The organism is Streptomyces sp. NPDC025793 (assembly GCF_055558375.1).
Map to the genome: position 1 here is coordinate 21,677 of NZ_JBVHMR010000023.1, position 24,330 is coordinate 46,006.

General features: G+C 73.0%; 22 protein-coding genes and 5 tRNA genes. 18 read left to right on the forward strand and 9 right to left on the reverse strand.

The genetic code is table 11. The features are described 5' to 3' along the window. Nucleotides 1-68 precede the first annotated feature (68 nt). Nucleotides 69-740, reverse strand: coding sequence for a lysophospholipid acyltransferase family protein (locus ACZ4MF_RS32995; RefSeq protein ID WP_467495867.1), 672 nt, complete (start codon nt 738-740; stop codon nt 69-71). 316 nt (nt 741-1,056) lie between these two features. On the opposite strand from ACZ4MF_RS32995, the gene ACZ4MF_RS33000 reads away from it, so the two are divergent. The 3 genes from ACZ4MF_RS33000 to ACZ4MF_RS33010 all read left to right on the forward strand — a co-directional run bounded on the left by ACZ4MF_RS33000 (nt 1,057) and on the right by ACZ4MF_RS33010 (nt 3,400). Beyond that, nucleotides 1,057-2,247 (forward strand): glycerophosphodiester phosphodiesterase, encoded by a 1,191-nt coding sequence (locus ACZ4MF_RS33000; protein WP_467495869.1) that lies wholly within the window; start codon nt 1,057-1,059, stop codon nt 2,245-2,247. 104 nt (nt 2,248-2,351) lie between these two features. After that, nucleotides 2,352-2,858 (forward strand): sigma-70 family RNA polymerase sigma factor, encoded by a 507-nt coding sequence (locus ACZ4MF_RS33005; RefSeq protein WP_356022093.1) that lies wholly within the window; start codon nt 2,352-2,354, stop codon nt 2,856-2,858. A gap of 44 nt (nt 2,859-2,902) precedes the next feature. Beyond that, the gene (locus ACZ4MF_RS33010; RefSeq protein WP_467496009.1) at nt 2,903-3,400 is read left to right on the forward strand and encodes a GNAT family N-acetyltransferase; all 498 of its coding nucleotides are present in this window, start codon (nt 2,903-2,905) and stop codon (nt 3,398-3,400) included. Here ACZ4MF_RS33010 and ACZ4MF_RS33015 read toward each other — a convergent pair. Together ACZ4MF_RS33015 and ACZ4MF_RS33020 are read right to left on the reverse strand one after the other, a co-directional pair. Next, entirely contained in the window at nt 3,390-3,830 is a 441-nt protein-coding gene (locus ACZ4MF_RS33015) for a hypothetical protein (RefSeq protein WP_467495870.1), read from the reverse strand. The two genes, ACZ4MF_RS33010 and ACZ4MF_RS33015, sit on opposite strands and share 11 nt — an antisense overlap. Continuing rightward, nucleotides 3,811-4,170: a hypothetical protein gene (locus ACZ4MF_RS33020; protein WP_071378698.1), complete on the reverse strand. Its 360-nt coding sequence runs from the start codon at nt 4,168-4,170 to the stop codon at nt 3,811-3,813. Before ACZ4MF_RS33020 ends, ACZ4MF_RS33015 begins: the two co-directional genes overlap by 20 nt. A gap of 69 nt (nt 4,171-4,239) precedes the next feature. Between ACZ4MF_RS33020 and ACZ4MF_RS33025 the strand changes: the two genes are divergently transcribed. The 9 genes from ACZ4MF_RS33025 (at nt 4,240) to ACZ4MF_RS33065 (ending at nt 16,602) form a co-directional block, all read left to right on the forward strand. Continuing rightward, the gene (locus tag ACZ4MF_RS33025) at nt 4,240-4,890 is read left to right on the forward strand and encodes an HAD family hydrolase (RefSeq protein WP_467495873.1); all 651 of its coding nucleotides are present in this window, start codon (nt 4,240-4,242) and stop codon (nt 4,888-4,890) included. A gap of 344 nt (nt 4,891-5,234) precedes the next feature. Further along, nucleotides 5,235-6,284 carry a methionine ABC transporter ATP-binding protein gene (locus ACZ4MF_RS33030; RefSeq protein ID WP_467495875.1) on the forward strand — a complete coding sequence of 350 codons (1,050 nt, stop codon included), beginning with the start codon at nt 5,235-5,237 and terminating at the stop codon, nt 6,282-6,284. Then, complete coding sequence (locus ACZ4MF_RS33035; protein WP_467495877.1) at nt 6,281-7,018, forward strand: methionine ABC transporter permease; 738 nt, start codon at nt 6,281-6,283, stop codon at nt 7,016-7,018. Before ACZ4MF_RS33030 ends, ACZ4MF_RS33035 begins: the two co-directional genes overlap by 4 nt. Before the next feature lie 80 nt (nt 7,019-7,098). Further along, a complete protein-coding gene (locus tag ACZ4MF_RS33040; RefSeq protein ID WP_467495879.1) occupies nt 7,099-7,935 on the forward strand; it encodes a MetQ/NlpA family ABC transporter substrate-binding protein in 837 nt (278 codons plus the stop codon). A 165-nt stretch (nt 7,936-8,100) separates the two neighbouring features. Continuing rightward, a complete protein-coding gene (locus ACZ4MF_RS33045; RefSeq protein ID WP_467495881.1) occupies nt 8,101-8,739 on the forward strand; it encodes a GNAT family N-acetyltransferase in 639 nt (212 codons plus the stop codon). A gap of 121 nt (nt 8,740-8,860) precedes the next feature. Further along, a complete protein-coding gene (gene cbiE, locus ACZ4MF_RS33050; protein WP_467495883.1) occupies nt 8,861-10,105 on the forward strand; it encodes a precorrin-6y C5,15-methyltransferase (decarboxylating) subunit CbiE in 1,245 nt (414 codons plus the stop codon). A gap of 346 nt (nt 10,106-10,451) precedes the next feature. Beyond that, a complete protein-coding gene (gene cobT, locus ACZ4MF_RS33055) occupies nt 10,452-14,318 on the forward strand; it encodes a nicotinate-nucleotide--dimethylbenzimidazole phosphoribosyltransferase (RefSeq protein WP_467495884.1) in 3,867 nt (1,288 codons plus the stop codon). Between the two features lie 144 nt (nt 14,319-14,462). After that, nucleotides 14,463-15,695 carry a uroporphyrinogen-III C-methyltransferase gene (gene cobA, locus ACZ4MF_RS33060; protein WP_467495886.1) on the forward strand — a complete coding sequence of 411 codons (1,233 nt, stop codon included), beginning with the start codon at nt 14,463-14,465 and terminating at the stop codon, nt 15,693-15,695. A gap of 88 nt (nt 15,696-15,783) precedes the next feature. Further along, a complete protein-coding gene (locus ACZ4MF_RS33065; protein WP_467495888.1) occupies nt 15,784-16,602 on the forward strand; it encodes a TrmH family RNA methyltransferase in 819 nt (272 codons plus the stop codon). A gap of 47 nt (nt 16,603-16,649) precedes the next feature. Here ACZ4MF_RS33065 and ACZ4MF_RS33070 read toward each other — a convergent pair whose 3' ends face one another. After that, nucleotides 16,650-18,083, reverse strand: a complete 1,434-nt coding sequence (locus tag ACZ4MF_RS33070) for a serine/threonine-protein kinase (RefSeq protein WP_467495890.1) — start codon at nt 18,081-18,083, stop codon at nt 16,650-16,652. A 601-nt stretch (nt 18,084-18,684) separates the two neighbouring features. Between ACZ4MF_RS33070 and ACZ4MF_RS33075 the strand changes: the two genes are divergently transcribed. The 3 genes from ACZ4MF_RS33075 to ACZ4MF_RS33085 all read left to right on the forward strand — a co-directional run bounded on the left by ACZ4MF_RS33075 (nt 18,685) and on the right by ACZ4MF_RS33085 (nt 20,587). Next, nucleotides 18,685-18,861, forward strand: a complete 177-nt coding sequence (locus ACZ4MF_RS33075) for a hypothetical protein (RefSeq protein ID WP_177235595.1) — start codon at nt 18,685-18,687, stop codon at nt 18,859-18,861. Between the two features lie 284 nt (nt 18,862-19,145). After that, complete coding sequence (locus tag ACZ4MF_RS33080) at nt 19,146-20,168, forward strand: phosphotransferase (protein ID WP_467495892.1); 1,023 nt, start codon at nt 19,146-19,148, stop codon at nt 20,166-20,168. Between the two features lie 83 nt (nt 20,169-20,251). After that, nucleotides 20,252-20,587: a TFIIB-type zinc ribbon-containing protein gene (locus tag ACZ4MF_RS33085; protein ID WP_467495894.1), complete on the forward strand. Its 336-nt coding sequence runs from the start codon at nt 20,252-20,254 to the stop codon at nt 20,585-20,587. A 62-nt stretch (nt 20,588-20,649) separates the two neighbouring features. On the opposite strand, the gene ACZ4MF_RS33090 is transcribed toward ACZ4MF_RS33085, so the two are convergent. From ACZ4MF_RS33090 to ACZ4MF_RS33110, 5 genes are all read right to left on the reverse strand, one after another. Beyond that, nucleotides 20,650-20,721 (reverse strand) — tRNA-Val (locus tag ACZ4MF_RS33090). A gap of 29 nt (nt 20,722-20,750) precedes the next feature. Next, nucleotides 20,751-20,822: transfer RNA gene (locus ACZ4MF_RS33095), tRNA-Val, on the reverse strand. A 46-nt stretch (nt 20,823-20,868) separates the two neighbouring features. Further along, nucleotides 20,869-20,940: transfer RNA gene (locus ACZ4MF_RS33100), tRNA-Val, on the reverse strand. A 1-nt stretch (nt 20,941) separates the two neighbouring features. Next, nucleotides 20,942-21,015 (reverse strand) — tRNA-Cys (locus ACZ4MF_RS33105). 38 nt (nt 21,016-21,053) lie between these two features. Continuing rightward, nucleotides 21,054-21,126 (reverse strand) — tRNA-Gly (locus ACZ4MF_RS33110). A 177-nt stretch (nt 21,127-21,303) separates the two neighbouring features. Between ACZ4MF_RS33110 and ACZ4MF_RS33115 the strand changes: the two genes are divergently transcribed. The 3 genes from ACZ4MF_RS33115 (at nt 21,304) to ACZ4MF_RS33125 (ending at nt 24,096) form a co-directional block, all read left to right on the forward strand. Then, nucleotides 21,304-22,368 carry a chorismate-binding protein gene (locus ACZ4MF_RS33115; protein WP_467495896.1) on the forward strand — a complete coding sequence of 355 codons (1,065 nt, stop codon included), beginning with the start codon at nt 21,304-21,306 and terminating at the stop codon, nt 22,366-22,368. After that, a complete protein-coding gene (locus ACZ4MF_RS33120; RefSeq protein WP_467495898.1) occupies nt 22,365-23,186 on the forward strand; it encodes an aminotransferase class IV in 822 nt (273 codons plus the stop codon). Before ACZ4MF_RS33115 ends, ACZ4MF_RS33120 begins: the two co-directional genes overlap by 4 nt. A gap of 85 nt (nt 23,187-23,271) precedes the next feature. Next, nucleotides 23,272-24,096, forward strand: coding sequence for a GNAT family N-acetyltransferase (locus ACZ4MF_RS33125; protein ID WP_467495900.1), 825 nt, complete (start codon nt 23,272-23,274; stop codon nt 24,094-24,096). Nucleotides 24,097-24,330: the final 234 nt, after the last annotated feature.

Here is a 24,330-nt window from a genome sequence, read left to right on the forward strand (position 1 = left end):
TCTGATATGCGGCCCCGCCGCGCGGGCGCGAACAGCGACCACGCGCCGCGCCCGAACTGCCAGCGGCGCTACGCAGCCTTCGCCTTCGTGGCGTACATGTCCACGTACTCCTGCCCGCCCAGCCGCATGACCTCGGCCATCACCGAGTCGGTCACGGCCCGCAGCACATACCGGTCCCGGTCCATCCCGTCGTACCGCGAGAACTCCATCGCCTCGCCGAACCGGACGGTGACGCGGCCGGGCCGCGGGATGCCGCTGCCCCCCGGCTGCAGCTTGTCCGTGCCGATCATGGCGAAGGGGACCACCGGCGCACCGGTCATCAGCGTCAGCCGCGCGATACCGGTGCGCCCCCGGTACAGCCGGCCGTCGGGCGACCTCGTGCCCTCGGGGTAGATCCCGAAGATCTTGCCCTCCTCCAGAACCCGGCGCCCGGTCATCAGCGCGGCGACGCCGCCGTGGCCGCCGTCCCGGTCCACCGGGATCATGCCGACGCCGGTGAAGAACCACGCCATCAGCCGGCCCTTGAGGGTCTTGCCCGTGACGTACTCGTCCTTGCCGATGAAGTGCACCTGCCGCTTGGTGACCACCGGCAGCACGATCGAGTCGATGAACGTGAGGTGATTGCCCGCCAGGATCACCGGCCCGTCCCCGGGGATGTGCTCCACGCCCTCCACCTGTGGGCGGAACATCAGGCGCATGATCGGTCCGAGCACTGCCTTGATGAGCCGGAAGCGGGACAACGGGTCCTCCGATGTCGAGAGGCGTTATGAGTCTGTGCAGGTGAGGACATTACTCGCGGGCCCCTGCCGAACGCACATCGGGGACGCCCGGTTCACCCAGGTCTTACGAAGTGTTGACGTGGGTTTACCGACGGTGTCCGCCCGGCGACGTCCCGGCGGCCGGCCGCCACAGGTCACACGGCGTCACCCGGGTGTTCGGACGCAGGTCTCCCTTCGGTCATGACCCCACCCCTACGATCGGCCGGACTTCACGAGTTGATACGTGCCTCGGAGCCACACGGGCTCCACGGGCGGACGAAGACGGCAGGAGACGTCGATGGGCAGCGACCAGGCGAACGAGCAGACCCAGGGCACCCGGAGCGAGGGCGCCGGACGGCGGGCGATCCTCGGCGCGGCGGTGTTCGGCGCGGGCGGGGCGGTCCTCGGAGTGCCGGGCGCCGCGGCCGCGGCGGAGACCCGGGGCGCGAGGCCCGCGGGCCGGGGTCTGAAGAGCCTGCCGGTGCCGACGATCATCGGCCACCGGGGCGCCAGCGGCTACCGGCCCGAGCACACCTTCGGTTCCTACGACCTGGCCCTGGACCTGGGCGCCGACGTGGTCGAGGCCGGTGACCTGGTGCCCACCAAGGACGGCCACCTCGTCTGCCGGCACGAGCCGGAGATCGGCGGCACCACCGACGTGGCCGACCATCCCGAGTTCGCCGACCGCAGGACCACCAAGACGCTGGACGGGGTCGCCACCACCGGCTGGTTCACCGAGGACTTCACCCTCGCCGAGCTGAAGACGCTCCGCGCGATCGAGCGCATCCCGGCCAACCGGCCGCACAACACCCTCTACAACGGGCGCTGGGAGATCCCCACGTTCGAAGAGGTCCTGAAGTGGCAGGACGAGCAGACCCGCAAGCGCGGCAAGCAGGTCTGGATCTACCCCGAGACCAAGCACCCCACCTACTTCCGGGGGCTGGGCCTCGGCCTGGAGGAGCGGGTGGCGAAGCTGCTCGCCAAGTACGGCAAGGACGGCCGTGACGCGCCGGTCATCCTGCAGTCCTTCGAGCCCACCAGCGTCCAGAGGCTGAACCGGCTCGTCGACAACCCGCTCGTCGTACTGCTCTCCTCGGCCGACAGCCGCCCCTACGACTTCGTCGAGGCGGGCGACCCGCGCACGGTCGCCGACCTGATCACGGCCAAGGGGCTGCGTGAGCTCGCCGGCTACGCGCAGGGCATCGGCCCGACCCTGGACCTGGTGATACCGAAGAACGCCGACGGCACCCTGGGCGAGCCGACCACGCTGGTCCGCGACGCGCACAAGGTGGGGCTGGTCCTGCACCCCTACACCATGCGCAACGAGAACCCGTTCCTGCCGGCCGAGTACCGCAGGGGCAGCGCGGCCGACGCCTACGGCGACCCCTTCGGCGCGTTCAGGACGTACTTCGCGACCGGCATCGACGGCGTCTTCACCGACAACGCCGACACAGGCCTGCTCGCCCGCGCCGACTTCCTGGCCGGCTGAGAGCCGCCTGATCCCCCGTCAACCGTTCGGCCCGCCGCACCTCGTTCGGGCTGACTCCGCGCCGCCCCGGAAACCTGCCCCCGGGACGGCGCGTCGTTCCGCATATGACGTACGACCTCGTAGCCGCCCTGAGCCCGCTGCTCACCGCCGAGGCCTCGGCCGAGGCATATGCCGCGGGGAGCGAGCCGGGAGACCTGGAACAGGCCGTCTGGGTCCGGCTGCTGGAACGGCTGGAGCGCGACGGGCCGCCGCCGGACCCCGAGGGCTGGCTGCGCAAGGCCGTCCGCGCCGAGGCTCGCCGCAGCCGCCGTACCACCCGGCGCGAACGCCCCTACGGCGTCGAGCCGGCCGACGACATCCGTCCCGGCCCCGAGCAGCTCGTCCTCACCGCCGCCCGGCACCGCGCCCTGCGCGAGGCGGTGCGCCGGCTGCCCGGCCGCTGCCCCCGGCTGATCGAGGCCCTGCTCTCGCCGAAGGATCTGACATACCGGGAGATCGCGGGGGAGTTGGGTATCTCACAGGGCAGCCTTGGCCCGGAACGCTCCAGATGTCTGGGATGTCTACGGCGTTTGCTCACACCGGAGGTTGCGGCGCGCGAAGCGCGGGGATAGGAGTGGGAACGACAGGTGATCAGGTGAGCGGGAGGCGTGCGCACATGGGCATGAGCGTGACCATCTCGGTGGCGACCGAGCAGGACGCGGAGCAGATCTTCAGGCTCCAGTACCTGTGCTTCCAGGGCGAGGCGGCGCTGTACGGCAACTACCGCATCGACCCGCTCGTCCAAACCCTGGACTCGGTCCGTGGGGAAGTCGCCTCCGACTGCGTCTTCGTCGCCCGGCTCGGTGACGAGGTGGTCGGCTCCGTGCGCGGCAAGGTCACCGAGGACGGCGCGGCCGCCATCGCCAAGCTCTGCGTCCACCCCCGCCTGCAGGGACACGGCATCGGCGCGAGGCTGCTGCGCTCGGCCGAGGCGGCGCTGGTGGAGGAGCGGGGCGCCACCAGGTTCCGCCTCTTCACGGGCTACCGCAGCGAGGGCAACCTCCGCCTCTACCGCCGCTCCGGCTACGAGACGGTCGGCCGCTCCAAGGGCGCGGACGGCGTGGAGCTGATCATCCTGGAGAAGCAGGCGGGGGCGTACGCCGCTACGGCGTGACGGTGTCGCGCGACTTGCGCAGCCAGTACAGCGCGGAGATCGGCAGCAGCACGGGAATGAAGACGTACCCCATCCCGAAGTCGGACCAGACGGTCGCGTCCGGGAAGGCCGAGCTGTCGACCACGGTCCACGTACCGACGAGAAGCACACCCGCGAGTTCGGCGGCGCAGCACACCAGCGCCGCCTTGCGGGCGGTCTCTCCGCCCCGGACGAGCGAGTAGGTGATGAAGCCGTACACGACTCCCGCCACGGCCGACAGGGAGTAGGCCAGCGGCGCCCGCTGGAAGTCCGTCGCGATCTGGAACACCGAGCGCGACACCGCGCCGACGACCATCACGCCGTAGAACCAGACGAGCAGCATGCCCGGCCCGCTGATCAGCCGGGCCGGCTTCTCCTCCGCCGTCGTCACGTCAGCCTCCCCAGATGTCATAGAGCCGCACCTCCAGCACGGCCAGCACCACACCGCCGGCGGCCGCCGTCACCGAACCCCAGCGGGTCCGCTCGGCCAGCGACATCATCCCCGCCGCCGGCACACACGCGAACGCTCCCAGCAGATACGCCACGAAGATCGTCGTACCCTGTTCCGGCTTCTCGCCCCGCACCAGCTGGACGATCCCGATCACCAACTGGAGCACGGCCAGGACCGACACCACGGCCATGCCGATGAAGTGCCAGTCCTTGGTCGGCTGGTCGCGGTACGCGGCCCAGCCGCACCACGCGGCGAGCAGCAGCGCGGCGATCCCGGTCACCAGCGTCAGGGCATTGAGCATGCGGAGACCCTATTACGGCCGAAACGGACCCCGGCCGCCGACCCCGCCGTACGCCGTAGGGTCTGGACCATGACGATCCACGCACAGGCCCTCCTCTTCGACAACGACGGCACCCTCGTCTCCTCCCTCGCCTCCGTCGAACGCTGCTGGGCCCGCTGGGCCCGGGAGTACGGGATCACCGCAGAGGACTTCGGGCGCGTGGAACTGCACGGGCGGCCCGCCGCCGAGATAGTCGCCGACCTGCTGCCCGCGCACCTCGTGCCCGAAGCGGTCGCCCGGGTCGAGCAGTTGGAGGTCGACGACGTGCCGGACGGCGGCGTCCGGCTCCTGCCCGGCACGAGCGAGTTCCTGTCGGGTCTGCCCGCCGAGTGCTGGGCCGTCGTCACCTCGGCCACCCGGCGGCTGGCCGAGGCCCGGCTCGACGCCGTCGGCATCCTGGCCAAGACACTGATCGCCGCCGACGACATCACGCACGGCAAGCCCGACCCCGAGCCCTACCTCCTGGCCGCCCGGCAGCTGGGTGTCGACCCCGCCCGCTGCGTCGTCTTCGAGGACGCCCCGGCCGGGCTCCGGGCGGGCCGCGCCGCCGGGATGACCACCGTGGCGTTGGCCACAACCCACCGGGCCGACGAGCTGGACGCCGACCTCGTCGTGCGGGACCTGTCGGCCTTGTCCGCACTGGTCACCGACGCGGGCGTGGAGATCTCGGTCCGCGGCTGAGTCCCGGCCCCGTACTGTCCGCCGCTGTCCACTATGCGGACAGCGGCGACCGGTCAGGAGTGACCGTCTGCTTTACTTGCCGCATGACCACGACGAGCTGCCGCACCCTTGCGACCGAGGCGACCATGACGCCCGGTGCTCGTTGTATGTGTCGCCTGATGTGTCGAATGTGCGCCTTCTAGAGGGCCCCCGCATCAGCTGAGCCTCGCGCCCCGAAGCGAGAGCCGTGGCATGTCCGTGCGCCGCAGTCCGTACGAGACGCACACCCACTTCCCATGCCTGAACCGCATGCACCCGTGCCCGGGCCCACCCACGCCCGCGCACTCGACAGTGACGGAAATCCTGTGATCACCACCTCGGGCCTGACCAAGGTCTACCGCTCCCGCGGCCGTGAGGTCACCGCCCTCGACGGCGTCGACCTGCACGTCCGCGAAGGCGAGGTCTACGGCGTCATCGGCCAGTCCGGCGCCGGCAAGTCCTCCCTCATCCGCTGCGTCAACCTGCTGGAGCGCCCCACCTCCGGCACCGTGACCGTCGCCGGACAGGACCTCACCGCCCTGGCCGGCCGCGGCCCGCGCGCCGGCCGGGAGCTGCGCCGGGCGCGCAGCCGTATCGGCATGGTCTTCCAGCACTTCAACCTGCTGTCCACGCGCACCGTGCAGGACAACGTCGAGCTGCCGCTGGAGATCCTCGGCACGTCCGGCAAGGAGCGCTCCCGCAAGGCGCTCGAACTCCTCGACCTGGTCGGCCTCGCGGACCAGGCCAAGGCCTTCCCCGCCCAGCTCTCCGGCGGCCAGAAGCAGCGCGTCGGCATCGCCCGCGCCCTGGCCGGCGACCCCAAGGTGCTGCTCTCCGACGAGGCCACCAGTGCCCTCGACCCCGAGACCACCCGCTCCATCCTCCAGCTGCTGCGCGACCTCAACCGCCAGCTCGGCCTGACCGTCCTGCTCATCACCCACGAGATGGACGTCGTGAAGTCGATCTGCGACTCCGCCGCCCTCATGGAGCGGGGCCGGATCGTGGAGCACGGCACGGTCAGCGAACTGCTGGCCACCCCGGACTCCGAACTGGCCGCCGCGCTGTTCCCGGTGAGCGGCGAGCGCACGGGCGACGACCGCACCGTCCTCGACGTCACCTTCCACGGCGAGGCCGCCACCCAGCCGGTCATCTCGCAGCTGGCGCGCACCTACAACGTCGACATCTCGATCCTCGGCGCCGCCATCGACACCGTCGGCGGCCTCCAGATCGGCCGTATGCGCATCGAACTGCCCGGCCGCTACGAGGACAACGTGGTGCCGATCGGCTTCCTGCGCGAGCGGGGCCTGCAGATCGACGTCGTCGGCCACGAGGGCCGGGGCGAGGAGCCCGTGCTGGTGAAGGATGGTGCCGAGTGACCTGGTCCGAGATGCAGCCGCTGCTGTCGCAGGCCTGTACCGACACGCTCACGATGGTGGTCTGGTCCACCCTGATAGCCGTCGCCGTGGGCCTGCCGCTCGGCGTCCTGCTCGTCCTCACCGACCGGGGCGGTCTGGTGCAGAACGTCGTCGTGAACAAGGTGATCGGCCAGATCGTGAACGTCGGCCGGTCGATGCCGTTCATCATCCTGATGGTCGCCCTGATGACCTTCACGCGCTGGGTCACCGGGACGACGATCGGGACGACCGCCGCGATCGTGCCGCTCGCCATCGGCGGCATCCCCTTCTTCGCGCGCCTGGTCGAGACGGCCGTCCGCGAGGTGGACAACGGTCTCGTCGAGGCAGTGCAGTCCATGGGCGGCAACACCTGGACGATCGTCCGCAAGGTCCTCGTCCCCGAGGCCCTGCCCTCGCTGATCGCCAGCACCACCACCACGATCATCGCCCTCATCGGCTACTCCGCCATGGCCGGCACGGTCGGCGGCGGCGGCCTCGGCGACCTCGCCGTCCGCTACGGCTACCAGCGCTTCGAGACCCAGATGATGTGGATCACCGTCGCGATCCTCGCCGTCGCCATCTCCCTCATCCAGTTCGCCGGCGACTTCGCCGCCCGCTCCCTGCACAGCCGCGGCGCCCGCTCCGGCCCCGCGCCGAGGCTCCGCCTGCTCAAGGCGAAGGAGCCGGCGGCGTCCGAGGTCGGCAAGGCCGCCTGAGCAGTCCGCCGAGCAGTCCCCCTGAGTTTCCCCGCCCACCCATGACGGGGTCGCACCACCCATAAGGAAAGGCACTTTTCGTGCGTAACACCGCCAAGCTCACCACCGCCGTCCTCGCCGCCGGAGCCCTCACCTTCGGGCTCTCCGCCTGCGGCTCCGGCAGCTCCTCCAGTTCCCACGACTACAGCGGTCCGCTGGTCGTCGCCGCGAGCCCGACCCCGCACGCCGAGATCCTCGACTTCGTCAAGAAGAACCTGGCGAAGAAGGCGGGCCTCGACCTGGAGGTCAAGGAGTTCACCGACTACATCGCGCCGAACACGGCCACCGAGGACGGCTCGGTGGGCGCCAACTACTTCCAGAACCAGCCGTACCTGGACGACTTCAACCAGAAGCACGGCACCCACATCGTGCCCGTCGTCACGGTGCACCTGGAGCCGCTCGGCCTGTACTCCCACAAGGTCAAGAAGGCCGACGCGCTGAAGAGCGGTGCGACCGTCGCCGTCCCGAACGACGCCGTCAACGAGGGCCGCGCACTCAAGCTGCTCGCCGACAACGGGCTCATCACCCTCAAGTCCGGCACCGGCAACGAGGCCACCCCCCAGGACATCGCCAAGAACCCCAAGCACCTTCAGTTCAAGGAGGTCGAGGCGGCCCAGACCCCGCGCTCCCTGGACGACGTGGACGCCGCCGTGGTGAACGGCAACTACGCCATCTCCGCGGGTCTCAAGCCCGCCAAGGAGGCGATCCTGCTGGAGTCGGCGAAGAACAACCCGTACGCCAACTTCCTCGCCGTGAAGAAGGGCAACGAGAACGACCCGCGCGTCAAGAAGCTCGCCAAGCTCCTCGTCTCGCCCGAGGTCAAGAAGTTCATCGAGGACAAGTACCAGGGCTCCGTCCTGGCGGTGGCCCAGGGCTGACGGTCCGTCCGCACCGCCGCGACCCGCACGGGGTCCGCTCCCGCACCGCCGCGGGAGCGGACCCCGTCGTGCGCACGAGTGGTTTCATGCTGCATGCTGGGCAGTTCAGCGGGCCCTGACGGTCCTGACGGTCTCTCAAGTCTTCCGAAGGTTACGGAGCGGCGCATGACTAGCACCTTCCCCAACATCTCCATCAGCACGGAGCGGTTGGTGCTGCGTCCCCTCGACGTGGACGACGCGCCCGCCCTGGCCGAGATGATGAACGACGAGCAGGTCGGCGCCTGGACCGCCGTCCCGCAGCCGTACAGCGAGGACCAGGCACGCCACTGGATCACCCGCTACGCCCCCGCCGAACGCATCGCCGGCCGCGGCCTCGACCTCGCCGTCACCGAGTTCCTCACCCAGCGCCTGGTCGGCATCGTCCAGCTCGCCAGGACCAACTGGCAGGTGCGCTCCACCGAGATGTCGTACATCATCGCGCCCTGGGCCCGCGGCGAGGGCTACGCGTCCGAGGCCGCGCTCGCCACCGCGCACTGGCTCTTCAGCGACCAGAAGTTCGAGCGCATCGAACTGCGCACCGCCGCCGACAACACCGCCGCCCAGCAGGTCGCCCAGAAGATCGGCTGCATCAGCGAGGGCGTCCTGCGCAACGCCTGCATAGTCCACGTCCGCGGCGACGACGACACCTGGAGCGACGTCCGCAGCGACTACATCGTCTGGAGCCTCCTCCCGGAGGACCTCGAAGGTGCCGACGAGCAGCTCGCCGACACCGGCGAATTCGCGTCGTACGCGGACTGGAACTGACGTCCGGGCGGCGGGCGGGCTCGCCCCGGCGCGCGTCCGACAGCTCCACCGGGTACTCTCAACCAGCCCGACCATGGGCCCGTACCCCTGACGACCTGCGAAGACCTGGAGACTGACGACGATGGCCGACCGGGTGACGGTGATCGGCTGGGACGGCTCGCCGCTGACCGCCGCGGCACGCGCCGCGCTCGGCGCCGCCACGCTCGTGGCGGGCGCGGCCCACCATCTGGCACTGCCCGAGGTCCCCCTCGCCGCCGAACGCATCCGCCTGGGCAGCGTCGCACTCGCCGCCCGCCGCATCGCCGCCCACCGCGGCACCGCCGTCGTGCTCGCCGACGGCGACCCCGGCTTCTTCGGCGTCGTGCGCACCCTGCGCGCCCCGGAGTACGGCCTGGAGGTGGAGGTCGTCCCCGCCGTCTCCGCCGTCGCCGCCGCCTTCGCGCGCGCCGGCATGCCCTGGGACGACGCCCAGGTCGTCGTCGCCCACCGGCGCACCCTGCGCCGCGCCGTCAACGTCTGCCGCGCCCACACCAAGGTCGCCGTCCTCACCTCGCCCGGCGCCGGCCCCGCCGAACTGGGGCTGCTGCTCGACGGCGTCCACCGCACCTTCGTCATCTGCGAGGAACTCGGCACCGAACGCGAGCAGGTCAGCGTCGTCACCTCCGACAAGGCCGCCGACCACACCTGGCGCGACCCCAACGTCGTCATCGTCATCGGCGGGCCCGCCGCACGAGGCGTCCCGGGGGAGGGCGGCGGCTGGATCGCCGGCCGCGACCCCGGCACCGGCCCGCGCGGCTGGGTCCAGCCCGACGAGTTCTACGTCGGCGGGACCGAGAGCGGTACCGGCGGTGGTCTCGGCGAGGGCGAGACGGAACTGCTGCGCGCCGCCCAACTCGCCCGGCTCGGGCCCCGGGTCGGCGACCTCGTCTGGGACATCGGCTGCGGCTCCGGCGCGTTCGCCGCCGAGGCCGCGCGCGCCGGAGCCGCCGTCATCGCCGTCGACCGGGACCAGGAGGCCTGCGCCCGCACCGACGCGGCCGCCCGCCGCTCCGGCGTGCAGCTCCACGTGGTCCGGGGCACCGCCCCGCACGTGCTGGAGAACCTGCCCGAGCCCGATGTCGTACGGGTCGGCGGGGGCGGCGCGGCCGTCGTCTCCGCGGTCGCCGACCGGCGCCCGCAGCGCATCGTCACCCACGCCGCGACCCGCGACGCCGCCGAACTCGTCGGCCGCGACCTGACCGAGCACGGCTACCGGGTCGAGTGCGCCCTGCTCCAGTCCGTCGCCCTCGACACCCGCGCCTGGACCGAGACCGAGCGCAGCGTCGCCTTCCTGCTCAGCGGGGTCCTTCCGGATCGCGCCCCGTGATCCTGTTGTCGTACCGCGCGCGGTAGGCTGGCCGATCGTTGTACCGCACCGGGCGGCCCGGAACTTCGTTCGCCAATGTCCGGAAAGCGCGCCCGTTTTGGGGTGGGTGTGGTACTGCGAAACCGGAGGACGCGCAACGTGGCGCAGTCCACAGCGGACTGTCGCGGATCATGCTGTCGCGACGGCGCGACGGCCGGGACAATGCCACTGAATGGCTTTGTCGCCTTTTCCGGCGGGTCGTTCGTGCCGCTGGGCACGGACGCTCGTTCTTCACTACGGGCGGTCGGTGCGCCGTTCCGGATGAGCTGGTCGTAGGAGAGCACTAACCGATGGGCGAGGGGTACGCATGACCGACACCGGCCAGGTCCCGGGCGAGGGACAGCCGGAGAGCGCAGGCATGGTGGAGCAGCCGGGCGTCGCCGCGCACGGTGCGTACACCTACCTCTCCGAAGCGCCCGCCGAGGACGAAGAGCTGTTGCTGCCCGGCGCCCAGGGCGCGTGGGGCAACGAGGTACCGCCGCCCGCACCGGAGCCGGTCCTGGAAGCCGTGCACGAGCCGGGCCCGCACGAGACGGCCGGCCGCGACAGCGGTTCCGTGGACCTCAGCGGCGTCCGCCTGCCGAACCCGGCCCCGGTGTCCGCGGCGCCGCCCCCCATCCTCTCCGCGCCGCAGGATCCGCAGGCCGCCGCGCAGCCGCCGCGCCGCCCGCTGCACCTCGGCCCGCCCATCCCGGACGCCTCCGCCAGCCCGGTCCGCTCCCTCGCGGACCGCGGCCCGGCCGGTGCACCGGTCCGCCAGCCCGCCCCGGCACCGGCCGGCCCCGAGTACCTCGACGCCCAGCCGCTGGGCGAGATGGCCCCGCAGAACGCGGCCCCCTGGGGTACGGCGCCCGCGCCTGCCCCCACGCCGGTGCCCCAGTCGGGCGCACCGGCCCCGGCTGCGGAAACGGTTGACCCGGCCGTCGTCACGCCGGACGCCGGTGTCGCGGTGGACGCGGCGGCCGACAGCGCGGTTCCCGCCGCGGCCGTGGCGCCGGCAAACGGCGCCGCGCCCGCGGGTGTTGCGGTTCCCGTGGAGGCCGCGATGCCCGCCGAGGCCGTGGCCCCGGCAGAGGCGGACGCGGACGCCGTGGTTCCGGTGGAGGCCGCCGCCGTGCCGGCGGAGGTCGCGGTTGCCGTGGACGCCGTGGACGCGGCGGGTCCCTCGGCCGGCGCCGACCAGGCCGCCGTCACCCCGGTCGCGACGCAGGCGGCCGACGAAGTGCCCGCCGCCGCGCCGGTCGTGCACGGTCACGACGGTGCGCAGCCCGCGGCCGCCCACGACGGCATCTATGTGGCTCCTGCCGCCGTCGCGGCTCCTGAGAATGTCGAGGTCGCCGTGGTGGCACCGGAGAACGGCGCGGCCGAGCAGGCCCCCGCCGAGGCAGCACCCGTCGTCGCCGAGGCCACGCAGGCCGTGGTGGACCCGAGCGGTGCCGCCGCCCCGGTCGACGCCGTGGCGGTGCAGCTGCCCGAGCAGGTGCAGGCCGCCGAGCCGGCCCAGCCGGCCCCGGCCCCGGCCCCGGAGCACGCTGTGCCGGTGGTGGCCGAGGTCCCCGTCGCCGCTGCCGTGCCCGTCGTGGTGGCTCCGGCCGTCGCCCCGGAGGCCCTCGCTCCGGGGCAGCCCGACCCGAACACCCCCGCCGCCGACGTCGTACCGCCCGCCGAGGCCGCGCCGGCGCCCGAGCAGTCGGCAGCGCCCGTGACGCCCGCTCCGGAACCGGCGGAGGCGGAGGCCGTGGTGCCGACCGCGCCCGCCGCCGAGGCCCCCGTGCCGGTCCCAGGCGCTCCCGCGGCGCCCGAGCCGCAGCCCTACCCGGCCCAGGGCCCGCAGCTGGCCGAACCCGTGACGCCCGTTGTGTCCGCCGCGCCCGAGGCCCAGGCGATGCCCGAGGCAGCGCAGCCGGCCGCGGAGCAGCAGACCCAGTCCGTCGCCGTCGAGGTGGAGCCGCAGCCCGAGCCGGTCGCACAGGACGCCGTCGTACCCGAGACGGCCGCCGCCGAAGCGCCCGCCGCTCCGGCCGTCGCGGAGGCCGAGCCCGCCGCGTCGGCCGCCGTCGTCGGTGAAGCCGCCGAACCGCAGGTCCAGGTCCCGGCCGCGGCCGAGGCCGAGCAGGCCGAGCCGCTGCCCTCGCACGTACAGGCGGACCCGCAGCCGGAGCAGCCGCTCGGACAGTTCGTGCCCGTCGACGGACAGGTGCCCACCACCCCGCACCTGGCGCCGACCCCGCCGCACCCCCTCCTCCTCCCCACTGAGGAGGAGACGCAGCAGCCGGTGGCCACGGTGCCCGCACCGCGCGAGGGCGACGCTCTCGCACCGGTGGCGCCGGACACGGGGCACGCCCCCGATGTCGTACAGCACGCGGAGGACCTGCGGACCAGGGGCGCCGACCAGGAAGAAGAGGGCACGGCCGCAGTGGCGGAGGCACCACAGCCCACCGGCCCCGCGGCGCCCGGCTACGACGACGCCGAGCGCGAGGCCGTCCTGAAGGTGATGCGCGAACGCCGCGACATCCGCAACGGCTTCCGCAGCGACCCCATTCCGCACGAGGTGCTGCTGCGCGTCCTGGAGGCCGCCCACACGGCGCCCTCCGTGGGCCACTCGCAGCCCTGGGACTTCGTCGTCATCCGCTCCGCCGACACCCGGCGGACGATGCACGAACTGGCGATGCGGCAGCGCGACGCCTACGCCAAGTCGCTGCCGAAGGGCCGGGCCAAGCAGTTCAAGGAACTGAAGATCGAGGCCATCCTCGACACCCCGGTCAACATCGTCGTCACCGCAGACCCCACCCGGGGCGGCCGCCACACCCTCGGCCGTCACACGCAGCCGCAGATGGCGCCCTACTCCTCGGCGCTCGCGGTGGAGAACCTCTGGCTCGCCGCCCGCGCCGAAGGCCTCGGCGTCGGCTGGGTCAGCTTCTTCGACGAGCGGGAGATGGTCCGCGCGCTCGGCCTGCCCGAGCATCTGGAGGTCGTCGCGTACCTGTGCGTCGGGTACGTCGACGAGTTCCCGGACGAGCCCGAGCTGATGCAGGCCGGCTGGTCCAAGCGACGCCCGCTGTCCTGGGTGGTGCACGAGGAGACGTACGGCCGCCGCGCCCTGCCCGGAGAGGAACCCCACGACCTGCTTGCCGAGACCGTCGCACAGATCCGCCCGCTCGACGCCAAGGCACTCGGCGAGGCCTGGGAGCGCCAGAAGCGCATGACCAAGCCGGCCGGCGCGCTCGGCATGCTGGAGATCATCTCCGCGCAGCTGTCCGGGCTGTCCCGGCAGTGCCCGCCGCCGATCCCGGAGCCCGCGGCCGTCGCCATCTTCGCCGGCGACCACGGGGTGCACGCCCAGGGCGTGACCCCCTGGCCGCAGGAGGTCACCGCCCAGATGGTGGCCAACTTCCTCGGCGGGGGAGCGGTCTGCAACGCCTTCGCGGCCCAGGTCGGCGCCGAGGTGTGCGTCGTGGACGTCGGTGTCGCCGCCGACCTGCCCGCCACGCCCGGCCTGCTGCCCCGCAAGATCCGGGGCGGCACGTCCGACATGACCACCGGCCCCGCGATGACCCGCGAGGAGGCCAAGGCGGCCATCGAGGTCGGCATCGAGACCGCTCGCGACCTGGTCGCGGCCGGCAACAAGGCGCTGCTCACCGGCGAGATGGGCATCGCGAACACGACCGCGTCCGCCGCGCTGATCTCGGTCTTCACCGGCGCCGATCCGGCCGAGGTCACGGGTCGTGGCACGGGCATCAACGACGAGACGCTGGCCCGCAAGACCGAGGTCGTGCGCCGGGCGCTGGAACTCCACCAGCCGGACCCGGCCGACCCGCTCGGCGTCCTCGCGGCCCTCGGCGGCTTCGAGCACGCGGCCATGGTCGGCCTCCTCCTCGGCGGCGCCTCGCTGCGTACGCCGGTGATCCTGGACGGAGTCAGCGCCGGCGCCGCGGCCCTGGTCGCCCGCGCCATCGCCCCCGAGGTGCTCGCGGCCTGCATCGCGGGCCACCGCAGCGCCGAACCGGGCCACGTGGCCGCCCTCAACAAGCTGGGCCTGCGCCCCCTGGTCGACCTCGACCTGCGCCTCGGCGAGGGCACGGGCGCCCTCCTGGCCCTCCCGCTGGTCCAGAGCACGGCCCGGGCGATGCACGAGGTGGCGACGTTCGACTCGGCAGGGGTCACCGAGAAGTAGGCGCCACGGCACGCGGGGCGGTCCGGTGTTCAGCTGCCGGACCGCCCGTGCCCTATGCCCTGCACACAGCTAAAATCGCACGTCAGGGCCGCTCCGAAGGTGCAGCGGGCCCCCAACGCACAGCTGCACGAGGAGCCGCCCCTCATGGCCGAACACCCCGCCTACCCCGTAGGCCTCCGCCTCCTTGGCCGCCGCGTGGTCGTCCTCGGCGGCGGTCAGGTGGCCCAGCGCCGTCTGCCCGCGCTCATCGCGGCGGGCGCGGACGTCACCGTCGTCTCCCCGGAGGCGACCCCGTCGGTCGAGGCCATGGCGGACGCGGGCGAGATCACCTGGGAACGGCGGCCCTACACCGACGGCGACCTCGCCGAGGCCTGGTACGCCCTCATCGCCACGAGCGACCCGGAGGCCAACTCCGCCGCCTCCGCCGAGGCCGAGCGTCACCGCGTCTGGTGCGTCCGCTCCGACGACGCCGACCTGGCGACCGCATGGACCCCGGCGACCGGTCACAGCGAGGGCGTCACGGTCGCCGTACTCACCACGGACGCGCGCGGCCGTGACCCGCGGCACACCGCCGCGATCCGCGACGCGGTGGTGGAGGGCCTGCGCGACGGCACCCTGGTGGCGCCGCACCACCGCACCCGTACACCCGGCGTGGCCCTGGTCGGCGGCGGCCCCGGCGACCCCGACCTGATCACGGTCCGCGGGCGCCGCCTGCTCGCCGAGGCGGACGTCGTCATCGCCGACCGGCTCGGCCCGCGCGACCTGCTCGCCGAACTCCCGCCGCACGTCGAGGTGATCGACGCGGCGAAGATCCCGTACGGCCGCTTCATGGCCCAGGAAGCCATCAACAACGCGCTGATCGAGCACGCCAGGCAGGGCAAGTCGGTCGTCCGGCTCAAGGGCGGCGACCCGTACGTCTTCGGCCGGGGCATGGAGGAGGTCCAGGCGCTCGCCGAGGCCGGCATCCCGTGCACGGTCGTCCCCGGCATCTCCAGCTCGATCTCGGTGCCCGGCGCGGCCGGCATTCCGGTCACCCACCGGGGCGTCGCCCACGAGTTCACGGTCGTCAGCGGCCATGTGGCCCCCGACGACGAGCGCTCCCTGGCCGACTGGCCGTCGCTCGCGAAGCTCACCGGCACGCTCGTGATCCTGATGGGCGTCGACAAGATCGGGAAGATCGCGGAGACGCTCGTCGCACACGGCAAGTCGCCCGACACCCCCGTCGCGCTGGTCCAGGAAGGCACGACGGCCGCGCAGCGCCGCGTCGACGCCACCCTCGCCACGGTCGCCGAGACCGTGCGTGCCGAGGAGGTGAAGCCGCCGGCGGTCATCGTCATCGGCGAGGTCGTGACGGTCGGCCCGTCGCCGGCCCGCTGACCCTGCGTGGCTCGATCACGCGTAACCCGGGGTAACACACCCCGTCCCAGCCGTTGGCAGCACCTCCAGGACAAGGCAGTATCACCCTGTGGCCGATCTCATCACCGTCGAGGATCCCGACGACCCGCATCTCGCCGACTACACCGGACTGACCGACGTCGAACTGCGCCGCAAGCGCGAGCCCGCCGAAGGCCTGTTCATCGCCGAGGGCGAGAAGGTCATCCGCCGGGCCAAGGAAGCGGGCTACGAGATGCGCTCCATGCTGCTCTCGGCCAAGTGGATCGACGTCATGCGCGACGTCATCGACGAACTGCCCGCCCCGGTCTACGCCGTGAGCCCCGAACTCGCCGAACAGGTCACCGGCTACCACGTGCACCGCGGTGCCCTCGCCTCCATGCAGCGCAAGCCGCTTCCCACGGCCGGCGAACTGCTGCGCTCCGCACGCCGGGTCGTGGTCATGGAGTCGGTGAACGACCACACGAACATCGGCGCGATCTTCCGATCGGCCGCGGCGCTCGGCATGGACGCGGTCCTGCTGTCGCCCGACTGCGCCGACCCGCTGTACCGGCGGAGTGTCAAGGTTTCGATGGGCGCGGTGTTCTCGGTGCCGTACGCCCGTCTGGAGACCTGGCCCAAGGGCCTGGAGTCGGTCCGCGAGGCCGGCTTCACACTCCTCGCGCTCACCCCGGACGACAAGGCCCGCTCCCTCGACGAGGCGGCCCCCCACACGATGGACCGGGTGGCCCTGATGCTCGGAGCCGAGGGCGACGGGCTCTCCACGCAGGCGCTGGTCGCCGCCGACGAATGGGTGCGCATCCCCATGTCCCACGGCGTCGACTCGCTGAACGTGGCCGCGGCCGCGGCGGTGGCGTTCTACGCGGTGGCGACCGGCCGCCCGCGGTCCTGACGACCGCTCCGGCAGGTACCCGCCGCCGGGCACTCACTGCCGGGCACTCACTGTCCGGCGTCCGGGCGCGGAGCCGCTCCGTACCGCGGAGCCGCCTCGTCCCGGTCCGCCCCCGGCCCCCCGGCCTGCGACTGCTGCCGTAGCTGCTGGGCGTGCTGACCCTGCCCGTCGCCGTCGCCGCCGAGTCCGCGCGCCGGACCCTGGCAGCCCTGCGCCAGCGCGATCCCGAGCGCCACGAGAATCGTCACCACGACGAACACGAACAGCCGCTGCCGCAGCAGCCGCGGATTGGCCGGACGCCGCCCGGTCCCCGTCGCCCGCGGCCCCGGCCGCCCGGTGCCGCTGCGCGGAGCGGGCCGGCTTGCGCCGCCGGAGCGCGGGCCGCCGCCGCGCGGCGCCGGTGTCGGACGAGCCGCACCCGGCCGCGCGCCGGCCCCCGCACCGCGCGCGCTGCCGCCGTTCCGCGAGGGCACGCCGTTGCGCGCCGGCGCACCGCCGCCCCGGGAGGGGACACCGCCGCGCGGCACCGGGGTGCCTCCGGCCGGGCGCCGCTGGGTGTGCTGCTGCTCGGGGTAGGTGTCGACGAGCCGGCCCGTGGGCCGGTCCGCCTCCGCGGCGCGCGGCGCGGGCGGCCGTACGCCGGCCTCCATGCCGTGCGCCTCACGGGCGGCGATCTCCTTCAGCCGCAGCGACAGCTGGAGCGTGCTCGGCCGGTCCTCGGGATCCTTCGCCAGACAGGCCCGGACCAGCGGGGCGAGCGCGTCCGGCACGCCGAACAGCTGCGGCTCCTCGTGCACGACCCGGTACAGCATCACCTCGGAACTGCCGTGCCCGAAGGGGGAGTCACCGGTGGAGGCGTAGGCGAGGGTCGCGCCCAGCGAGAAGACGTCGGTCGCCGGGGTGACGGCCGCGCCGCGCACCTGCTCGGGCGCGAGGAAGCCGGGGGAGCCGACGGCCGTGCCGACGTGCGTGAGGGTGGAGGCACCGGTGGCCCAGGCGATGCCGAAGTCGATGATCCGCGGCCCCTTCGGGGACAGCAGGATGTTGGAGGGCTTCAGATCCCGGTGTACGACCCCGGCCTCGTGCACCGCGACCAGGCCCTCGGACAGGGCCGCGCCGATCGCGGCGGCGTCGGCCGCCACGAGCGGGCCCTCGTCGGCGACCTTGTCGTGCAGGGAGGGACCGGGCACGTACTGGGTGGCGAACCAGGGGCGCTCGGCCTCCAGATCGGCCGCGACCAGCCGGGCCGTACAGCCGCCCCGGATGCGCCGGGCCGCCGAGACCTCACGGGCGAACCGCGACCGGAACTCCTGATCCTCCGCCAGATCGGGCCGGATCACCTTCAGCGCGACGCGCTGCCCCTTCTTGTCGGAGCCGAGGTAGACCACGCCCATGCCGCCCGCGCCGAGCCGTCGGTGCAGCCTGAACGAGCCGACGACGCGCGGGTCCTCGCGCCTCAGGCGCATCATCGCCATGTTCATCCCCGCTGCCCGGCCTCTGTGACGTGGCACAGCTTACGTTTCCACGGCCGTCGGCGCGCAGAGGCCGCGCCCTCGGGCCCGAACGGATTGCGCGGACGGCCCGCCTGATGTGAAACGGGGTCAGCACCCCGGGCTGTGCAGCGACCTTGAACGATCCGCGCCTCCAACCCGTAGTCGTGACAAGGCGGTTGAAGCCACTGGAGGGCAGACGGCACCGGTCGGCGAGCCCGCCGGACGCCCACCCCGCACCGCCCGGTCAACCGCCGACCGAGCGGACGGCGAGACGGGCGCGACCGCCTTCCGGCCCGTCGCCCGAGTGATCGATGTCACTCCTGCCGTACCCGGATGCTCCGGAAATGACGGCATACAGCGGACGTCCCCTCCGGGAAGACCCCGAGACCCGCTCCGCCGTCTCCACCCTGGGGAGTACGCCGCAGGTCATGGCTCATCCTCCGGGAGGCCCGGCAATCGGTACGAGGGCATGACGCCCGCAGTGGGCCGCGCCCCTAGATTTGAGGACAAGCGGCGGGTGCAGCACTCGTCCCCCGAGGTCAGACACCCGCCGCTCCGAAGAGAACACAAGACGGTCAGGAGAGGGACCATGGCCCACACGGCACCGCGGCGCACGTCGTTCGCACCCCGTCGTACGGGCCGTCGCCACCCGCTGGTGGCGACGCTCATGGCCCTTCCCCTGGCGGCCCTGCTCCTGCTCGTCTTCGACGGCTGGGAGACGGTGGCCACACAGGCGTCGTCCGTGGGTGCGATGCTGGGGCGCTGAGCGGCGCCCCAGGCCCGGAAGAGCGGTCCGGGCGGGGACATGCATCCAGGAAACCCCGTGGGGACGGGGGTGCGGCGGACGGCACGAATGCCGGCGCAGCTGGGGAGCTGCGCCGGCATTGCGCCGTTCTCGCACATGCGTCTGCGCTCCGCGCCCAAGGGAGTCGGCTGAGGCCCCGATCGCAGCCCGAGCACGCCGTCAGGGCAGGGAGCCGGGTGCCCACCCGCCACCCCGCCCCGCGACCGTCGTACGCTCCCCCCACACCCCGATCCCCGAGGCGCCCCGTGACTCTCCTCCCCGCGCTCACCGCCGAGGTCAAGGCCGTCGCGCACCCGGATCGCGGCGCCGCCGACTGCGCCTGCCCCACCACCCCAGACCCCCTCGCCGACCGCCCCGACGCGACCGTCGTCCGGCACGGCGGCATCGTCGCGAAGGCCCACGCCCCCGGCACCGACCCCGCCGAACTGACGCCCCGCCTCGCCGTGGCCGCCCGCCTGCCGGACGTCTTCCTGCCCCCGCTCGCGCCGGTCCCCACCCCCCTGCACGACCGCCTCCTCACTTTCTGGCCGTACGGCACCCCCGTGGACCCCGACGACCCCGACGCGGCCCCCTGGGAAGCCGCGGCCACCCTCCTCGCCCGTCTGCACCGCACGGCCCCGCCCGACGGTCTGCCCCCGATGCGCGGCCCCGCCCGGGCCGCCCGAGCCGTCCATCGCCTCCACGCGGCCCTGGCCTGCGAAGCCGCGGACGCCGAAACCGTGGATGTCCGACTCGTGGAAGCCGTGGACGCCGAGGTCGCAGGGCATGCCGCCCCGCCCCCCGGGGCCGCCGGGCCCGTCCTCGCCGCCTGGGCCGCCCTTCCCGCGTGGGCGCGCGGCGAAGCCCCCATGCCGGGGCCGGCCATCCTCTGCCACGGCGACCTGCACCTCGGCCAGCTCGTCCGGCACCCGGTGCCGGACGGCTCCTGGCGGCTGATAGACGTCGACGACCTCGGTACCGGCGCCGCGGCCTGGGATCTCGCCCGGCCCGCCGCCTGGTACGCCTGCGGGCTTCTCCCGCCCGACGTGTGGGTCCGCTTCCTCGGCGCGTACCAGCGGGCCGGGGGACCGGCCGTACCGGCGAGCGGTGACCCCTGGTCCGCGCTGGACGTCCCGGCGCGTGCGCTCACCGTGCAGACGGCCGCCCTCGCACTCGCGAAGGCGCTCGACGGACACCGCCCGCTGGACGAGACCGAGCGGTCACTGATCGACGCATGTACCCGAATGATGCGTATTCAGCACCAGTTGGCGTCCCGGCCCCTGAACTAGGCCGCAACCGCCCGGGATCACACGGAGTCTGTCCTGGGGGGGGAACACCAAGCAGGATCGACCGGCGAGGAGTTGAGCCGACGATGCATTGTCCGAAGTGCCATGCGCCGATGCACACCTACAACCGCAACGGCGTCCAGATCGAGCAGTGCAGCGGCTGCCGCGGCATCTTCCTCGACTACGGCGAGCTGGAGGCGCTGACCCAGCTGGAGGCCCAGTGGCCGAAGCCCGCTCCCCAGGCCTACCCGGCCCCGCCCGCCCCGCAGGCGTACCCGGCCCCGCCCGCCCCGCAGGCGTACCCGGCGCCGCCCGCGCCCGCCTGGGGTGCCCCGCACGGCGGTCACCACGGCGGCCACGGACACCACGGTCACCATGACCACCACCACAAGAGCTGGGCCCACATGCTCTTCTCCAGCTGAGCGACACGGGCACACGAAGAAGCCTCCGGCCGTACGAGACGGCCGGAGGCTTCTTCGGTGTGTGGACGATACTGGGATTGAACCAGTGACCTCTTCCGTGTCAGGGAAGCGCTCTCCCGCTGAGCTAATCGTCCGCAGGCTGTGACGCGAGGGTCACAGTCGGTGCGCGATACTGGGATTGAACCAGTGACCTCTTCCGTGTCAGGGAAGCGCTCTCCCGCTGAGCTAATCGCGCGGGGAGGATCTTCGAGAAGATCCGCAGGACCTCCGGGGAGATCCAGTGGACGATACTGGGATTGAACCAGTGACCTCTTCCGTGTCAGGGAAGCGCTCTCCCGCTGAGCTAATCGTCCTTGGAGGTGGAGACGGGATTTGAACCCGTGTAGACGGCTTTGCAGGCCGTTGCCTCGCCTCTCGGCCACTCCACCAGGAGTGTAGGGGATCGGGATGACCCCTACTTCCTTCGAGCGGACGACGAGGCTCGAACTCGCGACCTCAACCTTGGCAAGGTTGCGCTCTACCAACTGAGCTACGTCCGCTTGTCGTTTCGGTCCGCTTCCACGTCCCGGCGACGTGTTGAACTCTAGCGGATTCCCGGGCCAGTACAAAAACGCGTTTGCGCAGCGTGCTGCGGTGCACCCGACGGAGGACATGGTCAGGGCCCCTCGGGGACATCCCGGAGCCATCTGTCGGACACCCGACCTAGACTCGATCGCGTGCCTCACCATGCCTCCCGACCCCCTGCCCTGGCCCGCTTCGGCGACCGCGTCGCCACCGGTCTCCTGGACGTCACCAGCGACCCGGCCGCCCTGGACTCGGACGGCTTCTGGGCCGTCTGCGCGGACTTCGAGGGCGGGCTGACCTGCGCCCGCTTCGCGGACGTACGCGAGGAGCCGGTGCCCGCCCCGGTGCCGGGCGCCTGGTGCGGCCCGGCGTTCGGGGAGTGGACCTCCTCCCTGGACCGGCGCGCGTACACGGCGGCCGTCGGCCGGATACGCGAGCACATAGCGGCCGGCGACGTCTACCAGGCCAACCTCTGCCGGGTCCTCACCGCGCCCGTGGCCCCAGACGCCGACGTGGACGCCCTGAGCGCCGCACTGGCCCGCGGCAACCCGGCGCCGTACGCGGGCACGATCCGGCTGCCGGAGCACGGCGTGGAGATCGCCACCGCCTCACCCGAGCTGTTCCTGCGCCGGGCGGGGCGGATCGTCGAGAGCGGGCCCATCAAGGGCACCGGGCGCACGGAGGCGGACCTCCTGGAGAAGGACTACGCCGAGAACGTGATGATCGTGGACCTGGTGCGCAACGACATCGGACGCGTGTGTGCGACCGGCAGCGTGACCGTCCCCGACCTGTGCGCCGTCGAGAAGCACCCCGGCCTGGTCCACCTGGTCTCCACGGTCCGCGGCGAACTGCGCGCCGGCGCCGGCTGGCCCGAGCTCCTCGCCGCCGCGTTCCCGCCCGGCTCGGTGACCGGCGCGCCGAAGTCGAGTGCCCTGCGGGTCATCCACGCCCTGGAGACGGCCCCGCGCGGGCCGTACTGCGGCGGCATCGGCTGGGTCGACGCCGACCGGGGCACGGGTGAGCTGGCCGTCGGCATCCGCACCTTCTGGATCGACCGGCCGGGCGACGGCACGGCGCTGCTGCGCTTCGGCACCGGCGCCGGGATCACCTGGGGGTCGGACCCCGAGGGGGAGTGGCGGGAGACCGAGCTGAAGGCGGCCCGGCTGCTCGCGGTAGCGTCGGGGGCGTACGGGGCGAGTGGAGGGGTGTACGCATGAGGATCTGGCTGGGCGGCGGGCTGCGGGACCTGGAGTCCGCCCGTGTCTCCGTCTTCGACCACGGACTGACGGTCGGCGACGGCATCTTCGAGACCGTGAAGACGGCCGACGGGCGGCCCTTCGCCCTCACCCGGCACCTCGACCGGCTTACCCGCTCGGCCCACGGCCTCGGCCTGCCCGACCCGGACCACGACGAGATCCGCGAGGCCTGCGCCGCCGTCCTGGCGGCCAATCCGACGCCGCTCGGCCGGCTGCGGATCACCTACACCGGCGGCCACGGCCCGCTCGGCTCCGACCGCGGTGAGCACGGCCCGACCCTCGTGGTCGCCCTCGGCGAGACCACCCGCCGCCCGGACACCACCGCCGTGATCACGGTCCCCTGGACCCGCAACGAACGCGGCGCCCTGACCGGCCTGAAGACCACCTCGTACGCCGAGAACGTCGTCGCTCTCGGCCGTGCCCACGAACAGGGCGCCTCCGAGGCGCTGTTCGGCAACACGGTGGGACAGCTCTGCGAGGGCACCGGCTCCAACGTCTTCGTCGTCCTGGGCGGCGAGATCCACACCCCGCCGGTCGCCTCCGGCTGTCTGCCCGGCATCACCCGCGCCCTGGCGATCGAGTGGATCGATGCCAGGGAGACCGACCTGCCGCTCGACGTCCTCGGGCGCGCCGACGAGATCTTCCTGACCTCCACCCTGCGCGACATCCAGGCCGTGCACCGCGTCGACGACCGTGAACTGCCCGCGACCCCGGGCCCGGTGACCGCCAAGGCGATGCGCGTCTTCGCCGAGCGCTCCGGGGACGACCTGGACCCCTGAGCCGGCGAAGGCTCATGGGCCGACGGGCGCGGGAGCCCGGGAAAACGGGCTGACTCGGGGCTCGGGCGCGGGTAGAACACCTGTGATGACCACGACCCTGCGGCCGGTCGAGCCGCTTCAGCAGCACCCCGACGGCACCCGTTCGCGCCGTTACCAGGTGTGCGTGAACAGCCGCCCCGTCGGTGAGATCCACCTCGGTACCTCGCCGTCCCTCGGGGACACGGTGGCGAGCGTCGACGAGCTGTGGATCGCAGAGCCCGACCGGCGGCGCGGCCGGGCCACAGTGGCCGTGCTCGCCGCGGAGGAGGTGGCGCGCGGCTGGGGCTGCACCCGGATCGAGACCGTCGTCCCCGCCTCGGCGGACATCGCCCTGCGGCTGTTCGAGACCCTCGGCTACAGCCTGCGCAACCGCCGCATGCGCAAGCCGCTCGGCACCGTCCCGCCCGAGCTGCCGGCGGGCAGCGCCGCGCGGCCCATGACGGAGGCCGACTTCGCGGCGTGGCAGGAGCACGAGATCGAGCGGTACGCGCGCACGTGGATGGACCGCGGCCTGCCCGAGGCCGTGGCCCGCGACAAGGCGCGCCGTGACCACGAGCGGCTGCTGCCCCACGGGCTCGCCACCGACGGCACGCGCTTCAGCGTCCTGGAACACGAAGGGGCCCGGGTGGGCGTGCTGTGGCTGGCGCTCACGGACGACGGCGCGTTCGTGTACGGCGTCGAGACCGAGGCGGCCCACCGCGGCCGGGGGCACGGCCGTACGCTCATGCTGGTGGCGGAGCGCCAGGCGATCGAGGCCGGCCGGCCGGTCCTCGGCCTCAACGTGTTCGCGGGCAACACCCCGGCGGAGCGGCTGTACGAGTCGCTCGGCTACGAGACGACGTCCCACTCCCTCGCCAAACCCCTGCTCTAGGAGGCACCGGGGCGCGGGGCTCCTAGGGCCTGTCGTCACATTCCCGCCTGTCGTGCGAGGCCTCGCACGCGCTTCCCCACAGGGGGCACCCCCAGCCGTGTCGTCATCGGTCGCCGACTCCCCCACGCTCGGCTTCGCTCGCGCGGGAGGGGCCTCACGCGTCGACTCCCTCCCCCGTCTTGCAGCTGCACGCACCGCACGCCGCGCGGCCCGCCCTTCGGGCGGACGACGGGA

What these genes read in the sequence shown, in the direction of transcription:
- ACZ4MF_RS33070 (WP_467495890.1), bottom strand. Translation starts at nt 18,083, where the DNA reads ATGAACATGGCGATGATGCGCCTGAGGCGCGAGGACCCGCGCGTCGTC.
- cobA (WP_467495886.1), top strand. Translation starts at nt 14,463, where the DNA reads ATGGCCGAACACCCCGCCTACCCCGTAGGCCTCCGCCTCCTTGGCCGC.
- cobT (WP_467495884.1), top strand. Translation starts at nt 10,452, where the DNA reads ATGACCGACACCGGCCAGGTCCCGGGCGAGGGACAGCCGGAGAGCGCA.
- ACZ4MF_RS33075 (WP_177235595.1), top strand. Translation starts at nt 18,685, where the DNA reads ATGGCCCACACGGCACCGCGGCGCACGTCGTTCGCACCCCGTCGTACG.
- ACZ4MF_RS33010 (WP_467496009.1), top strand. Translation starts at nt 2,903, where the DNA reads ATGGGCATGAGCGTGACCATCTCGGTGGCGACCGAGCAGGACGCGGAG.
- ACZ4MF_RS33045 (WP_467495881.1), top strand. Translation starts at nt 8,101, where the DNA reads ATGACTAGCACCTTCCCCAACATCTCCATCAGCACGGAGCGGTTGGTG.
- ACZ4MF_RS33000 (WP_467495869.1), top strand. Translation starts at nt 1,057, where the DNA reads ATGGGCAGCGACCAGGCGAACGAGCAGACCCAGGGCACCCGGAGCGAG.
- cbiE (WP_467495883.1), top strand. Translation starts at nt 8,861, where the DNA reads ATGGCCGACCGGGTGACGGTGATCGGCTGGGACGGCTCGCCGCTGACC.
- ACZ4MF_RS33125 (WP_467495900.1), top strand. Translation starts at nt 23,272, where the DNA reads ATGACCACGACCCTGCGGCCGGTCGAGCCGCTTCAGCAGCACCCCGAC.
- ACZ4MF_RS33085 (WP_467495894.1), top strand. Translation starts at nt 20,252, where the DNA reads ATGCATTGTCCGAAGTGCCATGCGCCGATGCACACCTACAACCGCAAC.
- ACZ4MF_RS33025 (WP_467495873.1), top strand. Translation starts at nt 4,240, where the DNA reads ATGACGATCCACGCACAGGCCCTCCTCTTCGACAACGACGGCACCCTC.
- ACZ4MF_RS33015 (WP_467495870.1), bottom strand. Translation starts at nt 3,830, where the DNA reads ATGACATCTGGGGAGGCTGACGTGACGACGGCGGAGGAGAAGCCGGCC.
- ACZ4MF_RS33120 (WP_467495898.1), top strand. Translation starts at nt 22,365, where the DNA reads ATGAGGATCTGGCTGGGCGGCGGGCTGCGGGACCTGGAGTCCGCCCGT.
- ACZ4MF_RS33020 (WP_071378698.1), bottom strand. Translation starts at nt 4,170, where the DNA reads ATGCTCAATGCCCTGACGCTGGTGACCGGGATCGCCGCGCTGCTGCTC.
- ACZ4MF_RS33005 (WP_356022093.1), top strand. Translation starts at nt 2,352, where the DNA reads ATGACGTACGACCTCGTAGCCGCCCTGAGCCCGCTGCTCACCGCCGAG.